We start from the raw sequence: 6,136 nt of genomic DNA, 5'->3' as shown, positions 1-6,136 counted from the left end.
GTCGCGGGGCATCGCCAGGCGGGTGCACTTGGCGTACACCATGCGCGTCGCCGTCTCCGAGAGCTCAGCGGGCCACCTCCCCGTTTATCGTGGTGTCGGCAACGAAGCTGTCACCAGGGGAACGCGAACGTTTGCGCCATGGGCCGAAGACCTGGTCGGCGGTCGCCTATGGCGCGATCAGGCTCGTCGGCGGCGGATCCCCTGGTCAAACCACCCGAGGCGACTAAGAACGCTTAGTGCACGATCTGGCATGGATGTTCCTCAACCCCTACCACCGGCATACGGCAGAAACGGGCCGTGCGAACACATCGCCACGGGCAGCCCACGGGCAGCAGAGAAGTCTCGCGGCGGTCGGGGCGCTTGCGCTGATGGAGGGATCATGGACGGGTGAGGACAGAGATGCTCGCGGATCTGTCGGCGGCCGATCCCGGTATGCGAGCTGAGGCGCTGCGGTGGTTCGCGAGGCACGGCAAGTCCGGTGACGCGGCGGTCGTGGTGCCTCTCACGCGGGATCCGGGTGAGTTCGATGATCGGGACCATGACGATCCACCCGAAACGGCTCGGACGCCCGTCCGGATGGTCGCCCTCGAAGCGCTCGCCTGGCTGCGGCCGCCGGGAATGTTCGCCGGGGTGTTCGATGACGCACTTCAGGATGACGATCTCCGGGTCCGGGCGCGGGCCGCGCTGAGCGCTTCGACTGGGGCGCTGCTGGCGCGGCTCGCCATTGAAAGCGATCGGGGGGTGCGGTACCGGATCGCGGTCGAACTGCTTGCCGGTGACGTTGGCCGCGACCAGGCGGTTGCGGCCCTCGAACAGCTGCGCGGCGGCGACGATCCGGCAGCGGTCGCCGCCGCCTCCGCCCTCGACGCGGTGGCACGCCCCTCCTCCACCGGCGATGGGACGACGGGTAGCGACGCCGCCCTCCGGTGAGTGGGACGACGCGCGCAGTGACCAGACAGGATTTCCATTCTGATGACGTAGAAATCGAGGCACAGGGCGCCGACCTGGGCGGGCCGCGCCGCCTGGTGCCGTCGCCCTCCTTGAACCACTCTTTGAATATGGTCAATTACCGTCAGTTGGGGCGCGTTGTGGTCGCCCCGCTCACCCTCGACGCCCTGGCCCTGTCCGCGGCCGTTTTCGCCGGGCCCGCCGTCGCGCTCGCCTCAGCCGGCTCCGCTCACGCCGCACCCGCGGAGCCTCCCCCGGCCACCTCCAAGTCGGCGACGGAAACATTCACGCATACTTCGGCCTTCGACGCAGTCGTCGATCTGGGGGGTGAGGCGGCACCGTCGACGCCCTTGGGGGCCCGGGTGATTTCCTCGACGGCCGTCCCTGCGGCCGCGGTCGGTCGACCTCCGGGCCACCCGGCGGGCCGCCGGCTCCGCGATGTTCCGCCGCCGGGCCGATGCCGGACAGTGCGGAGATTCTGTCCGGCATAAGAAACGGCAAGCGACGCACTGGCCTGTACAAACGCCAAAGGCCATCCCAGAGCCGCGCGCACAGGTGGCAACCTGTCCGGTTCGCCGCGGTTTTTCGGCTGGCTATGCAGCCGGACTGCATGATCATGCAGGTGGCGCGGCATCCTGTCCATGATGATCCGTACTTGTACTATTACCGCGCGATGTGCTCCGGCCAACGGACAACATTGCCGGGGAAACCGGGTGCCCGCTTGTGCTCGGTGCCCGTCGCGGCCGGGCCGCGCGCCGCCCGCGCCCATGACCTCAAGCAGGCCGACACCGTCCTGGACCAGCTGGTCGACACCTTCCGCGACAAGCACCTCCCGCCACCGGTCCTGGCCACCGTCGCCGAACAAGCCGAAACCACCCGCACCGAACTCCACGACCAGGCCTGACATCACCGCCGCCCGCCTGAGCGCTACCGCGGACAGCGACTCACCGTCCGCGGTAGCGGTGGAGGAACACCTCGCCGCAGCCGACATCGGAAATTCGTGACGTTGCACCACTCCTGCGCGCGCCCGTGCGTAGGGCCCGCCCAAAACGCTCGAAACCCCTCGGACGCCTCCGGCCGCCGTCCTGGCCGCGCTCGGTATGTACGACGGCACCAACACCGCTGAGGAACAGAGGTCACCTCACGCGCCCCCGCGTAAGGACTCTGAAAACTGAGGAACTCCAGCCCGATGCCGGCGGCGCGCAGCTGCTCGGCCAGGGCGGCCAGGCCGAGGCCGCGGCCGAGCCGCTTGTGCTCGTGCACCACGAGTGTGACCGCGACGCCCGCCGAGCGCAGCTCGCGGGCCAGGGCGACGGCCTTGTCGAGCTCAGGGCAGGTGGTGGCGCGGGCGTAGCCGATCCCCGCCATCGTGCTGCGGGAGTGCTCACGGTCGCGGCGTGGACCTCGGCGTGGAACGCGGTCGCCGCCTGGTGGCCTTCGTCGGTCAGGGTCACCTGCGGGGCGCGCCGATCGCCCGGGACGGGAGAGCGCTGGGCGAGCCCGCGTTTTTCGGGGCCGAACCCATGACCAGCACCACCGGTGATGGGACGTCAGTTCACGTGGGTGGGGCCATTCCGGCGAAGAGGGCGTCGAGGATCCGGTCGACGTACTCATGAGTCAGTGGTTCCTGCGTGATCAGGAGCTGGAAGTACAGCGGGCCGGACAGGATCGCCATCGCCAGGGCGAGGTCGAAGGCGGGCGACAGTTGCCCCTGGTCGCGGGCCATCTTCAAGCGGGCGACGGTCTTGTCCGCCTGCGGGGCGATGAAGCGCTCGTTGAGCGCGGCGGCGATCTGGGGATCGTGCTGCGCCTCGCCGATCAGGGCCTTGAACAACGGGCCGACGGGTGGCCCGGCCAGCAGATCAACGGCCGAGTGGATCTGGGCGCGCAAGTCGGCCACGATGTCGCCGGTGTCGGGGTAGTCCAGGGCGGGCCCGTTCAGCGACAACAGCGAGTCGAGCAGCAGGGCCGCCTTGGACGACCATCGGCGGTAGATGGTTTGCTTGCTGGCGCCCGCACGGGCGGCGACCGCCTCCATGCTCAGTTTGGCGTAGCCGATCTCCTGGCCGAGCTCCAGCGTGGCCCGCATGATGGCCTCGGTCCGGTCGGCACCGCGACGGTGGGGCGTGTCGGTCATGGCGACACCTTATCGGTACGGCACGTTCCGTACTTGACAGCAGACGCCCACCTTGGACATCATCTTATCGGTACGGGACGTTCCGTACGGATAAGAACGGCCAGGTCACCACCCGTCCTCAAGGACTACAAGCGGGTGTGCGCTCAGCGCGAGCGACGCCAAGGCGACGAGGCCCGACGTTCTTCACCACACCATCGCCACCTCATGAGAAGAAGACGATTGCGTGATACCGGTTCCTGCCGACCCGACCGTGGTGCATCCCATGCCCGAGCAGCCCCGAGTTGTGCTGCTCAAGCCGCTGGTCACCTCGCCGCTGATCGAGGTCGGCGAGTTCTCCTACTACGACGACCCCGATGATCCGACCGCCTTCGAGACCCGCAACGTGCTGTACCACTACGGCCCGGAGAAGCTGGTCATCGGCAAGTTCTGCGCGCTCGGTGAGGGCGTGCGGTTCATCATGAACGGCGCCAACCACCGCATGGACGGGCCCTCGACCTTCCCTTTCCCGATCATGGGTGGTTCCTGGGCCGAGCACTTCGACCTCATCACCGGCCTGCCCGGACGGGGTGACACCGTGGTGGGCAACGACGTCTGGCTCGGTTACCGGTCCATGGTGATGCCCGGCGTCCGCATCGGCCACGGAGCGATCATCGCCTCCGGCGCCGTGGTCGTGGACGACGTGCCCGACTACGGCATCGTCGGCGGCAACCCGGCCAGGCTCATCCGCCGTCGCTACGGCGACGCCGACATCGCCCGCCTCCTCGCGCTGGCCTGGTGGGACTGGCCGCTGCAGCATCTCACCGCACACGTCGCCACGATCATGTCCGGCAGCGTCGCGGAGTTGGAGGAGGCGGCGGCCCGCTGGCGGTAGGACACGCCGCCGGGCTCCGGTGATGCCTCCGCCTACGGTGTCACGCACCCCCATCTGCCGTTCCTTCACCTTTCCATGATCAGAATCGAGCTGTCCTCATGCCCGCTCCGTCCCGCCGCGACCCGTTCGCCGACTGGCTTCGCGGCCACGCCGTTCCGCTCACCCACCTCGACCCCGAGGCGCCGCTCGACGACCTGGAGCCGCTGCGCGACCTCGTCGGCGACGCGCGCGTCGTCGCGGTCGGTGAGAATTCCCACTTCATCACCGAGTTCTCGCTCATACGCCGGCGCATCCTGCGGTTCCTGGCCGAACGCTGCGGCTTCACCGTCCTGGCCTTCGAGTACGGCTTCAGTGAAGGCTTCCCCCTGGACGCCTGGGCCCAGGGCGAAGGCGCGGACGATGAGCTGGCGGCCCAGCTCGCTACGGCGATCCCCGTGGGGGTCGACGAGCCGCTGCGCTGGATGCGCCGGTACAACGCCTCAGCCGCCGAGCCGGTGCGTTTCGCCGGGATCGACATCCCCGCGGCTGGCGGGTCCTTGCTCCCCGCCCTGGCCCCGGTCGCCGACTACCTGCGCCAGGTCGATCCCGAGGCCCTCCCGGTGCTTCAGGAGGCGATGCGGATCGCCGGGTCGTTCGCCGGTGCCTCCGCGGCCTCGGCCGCGCCGGCCTGGACCCGCCTGGCCGCGGCCGAGCAGGACGCTCTCAGCGCGATCCTGATGCGGCTGCTCATGCGGTTCCGTGCCGTGGAGTTGTTGTACCTCTCCCGCGCCGACCGGCCCAGTTACGACCTCGCCCTGCGCTGCCTTGAGGCCGCCTGCAGCGCCGACTACGGTTTTCGCGCCATGGCGGGCCTGTACGCCGGCACCGGCCTGACCGCCGACACCTCGGCCAGGGACGTCTACATGGCCGGGTCGGTCCGGTGGCACCTGGAACGCTCCGGCCCCGAGGCCCGCATCGTGCTGGCCGCCCACAACGCCCACATTCAGAAGACGCCGGTCTCCTTCAACGGCCAGCTCACGGGGCTGCCCATGGGGCAGCACCTGCACACCTGCCTGGGCGATGACTACGTCGCCCTCGCCCTGACCAGCCCCGCTGGACACACCGCCGACATGCGCCCCGACGAGAACGCGCGTTTCGGCTTCGCCATCGACAACACCGCGCTGCAGCCGCCCGAGCCGGGCAGCATCGAGGCCGCCTTCGCCGAGGCCGGGCTCGGGCTCAGCATCGCCGACCTCCGCCAGGCGCACGAGATCACCGGCCCCGACCGCATCCGGATCCAGAGCGCCTACGTGCACACACCCGTCCTGGAGGCGTTCGACGGCATCCTCAACACCCCGACCTCCACCGTCGCCGACATCGGAAACTGACATGCGACACATCACGATCCCACTCCGGGCCGGGCCGCCGCCGGACCGGCACCACGAGGTCAGCGGGACGCCACCCACCGCCGCGCCGCGCAGGCCTCGGTGGATGCGCATCGAGACCGAGGACGCCCTCGTCCAAGCCGCGCGGGAGATCGTCAGCGTAGGCACAGCATCGGCAGAACGGCGCGTGAACGACATGCGCGAATTGCGGGCAACGACAGATTGTAAGGAAAGCGACCGATGAAGAACGCCGACGTGGTCATTGTGGGGGCCGGACCGACCGGCCTCATGCTGGCGATTGAACTGAGCTTGGCCGGGGTGCGACCGCTGGTGCTGGAGCGGCACCCGGAGCGCCGCGACACCCCCAAGGCCGGAGGTCTCGGCGGGCAGATCCTGGAGCTGCTGCGCTACCGGGGCCTGCTGGAACGCTTCCAGGCAGCCTGCACCGGCGCCGTCCCGGCACCCCGGTTCCCGTTCGGCGGGGTGCACCTGGACTTCACCCAGCTGGAGGATCCGCCGTTGCACGCGCTGCCGCTGCCGCAGCAGCACCTGGAGCGGCTGCTCGACGAACACGCCGGCGAGCTCGGCGCGGACGTACGGCGCGGGCACGAGGTGACCGGGGTGAACCAGGACGACGCCGGGGTGAGGGTGGACGTGCGGGGCCCGGACGGACCGTACCAGGTGAACGCCCGCTACCTGGTGGGCTGCGACGGCGCGCGCAGCTCGACCTCGCCCGCTCCTACCGGATGCCGGAAGCGACCGGCGCCGCCGAGATCGCACTGGCCACCCTGGCACTCATCGAGGGCCGGTCCGCCG

The 6,136-nt window shown here is 69.7% G+C and carries 6 protein-coding genes; 5 read left to right on the top strand and 1 reads right to left on the bottom strand.

All coding sequences use genetic code 11. From position 1 onward, the window contains the following. Positions 1 to 399 precede the first annotated feature (399 nt). Both ACWDS7_RS45640 and ACWDS7_RS45635 read left to right on the top strand, forming a co-directional pair. Positions 400 to 930 carry a hypothetical protein gene (locus ACWDS7_RS45640; RefSeq protein WP_451934386.1) on the top strand — a complete coding sequence of 177 codons (531 nt, stop codon included), beginning with the start codon at positions 400 to 402 and terminating at the stop codon, positions 928 to 930. A 748-nt stretch (positions 931 to 1,678) separates the two neighbouring features. Next, the gene (locus tag ACWDS7_RS45635; RefSeq protein WP_451934385.1) at positions 1,679 to 1,852 is read left to right on the top strand and encodes a hypothetical protein; all 174 of its coding nucleotides are present in this window, start codon (positions 1,679 to 1,681) and stop codon (positions 1,850 to 1,852) included. Positions 1,853 to 2,503: 651 nt separating this feature from the next. Here ACWDS7_RS45635 and ACWDS7_RS45630 read toward each other — a convergent pair. After that, complete coding sequence (locus ACWDS7_RS45630) at positions 2,504 to 3,085, bottom strand: TetR/AcrR family transcriptional regulator (protein ID WP_451934384.1); 582 nt, start codon at positions 3,083 to 3,085, stop codon at positions 2,504 to 2,506. A gap of 262 nt (positions 3,086 to 3,347) precedes the next feature. Here ACWDS7_RS45630 and ACWDS7_RS45625 point away from each other — a divergent pair, with 262 nt between their 5' ends. The 3 genes from ACWDS7_RS45625 to ACWDS7_RS45615 all read left to right on the top strand — a co-directional run. After that, a complete protein-coding gene (locus ACWDS7_RS45625; protein ID WP_451934383.1) occupies positions 3,348 to 3,956 on the top strand; it encodes a CatB-related O-acetyltransferase in 609 nt (202 codons plus the stop codon). Between the two features lie 98 nt (positions 3,957 to 4,054). Further along, entirely contained in the window at positions 4,055 to 5,323 is a 1,269-nt protein-coding gene (locus tag ACWDS7_RS45620; protein WP_451934382.1) for an erythromycin esterase family protein, read from the top strand. A 237-nt stretch (positions 5,324 to 5,560) separates the two neighbouring features. Continuing rightward, positions 5,561 to 6,136, top strand: a 576-nt coding sequence (locus ACWDS7_RS45615) for an FAD-dependent monooxygenase (protein ID WP_451934381.1), incomplete at its 3' end; no start/stop codon positions are given.

It is taken from the genome of Streptosporangium sp. NPDC003464 (assembly GCF_053588315.1).
This window is presented reverse-complemented; position numbering and strand designations above follow the sequence as displayed.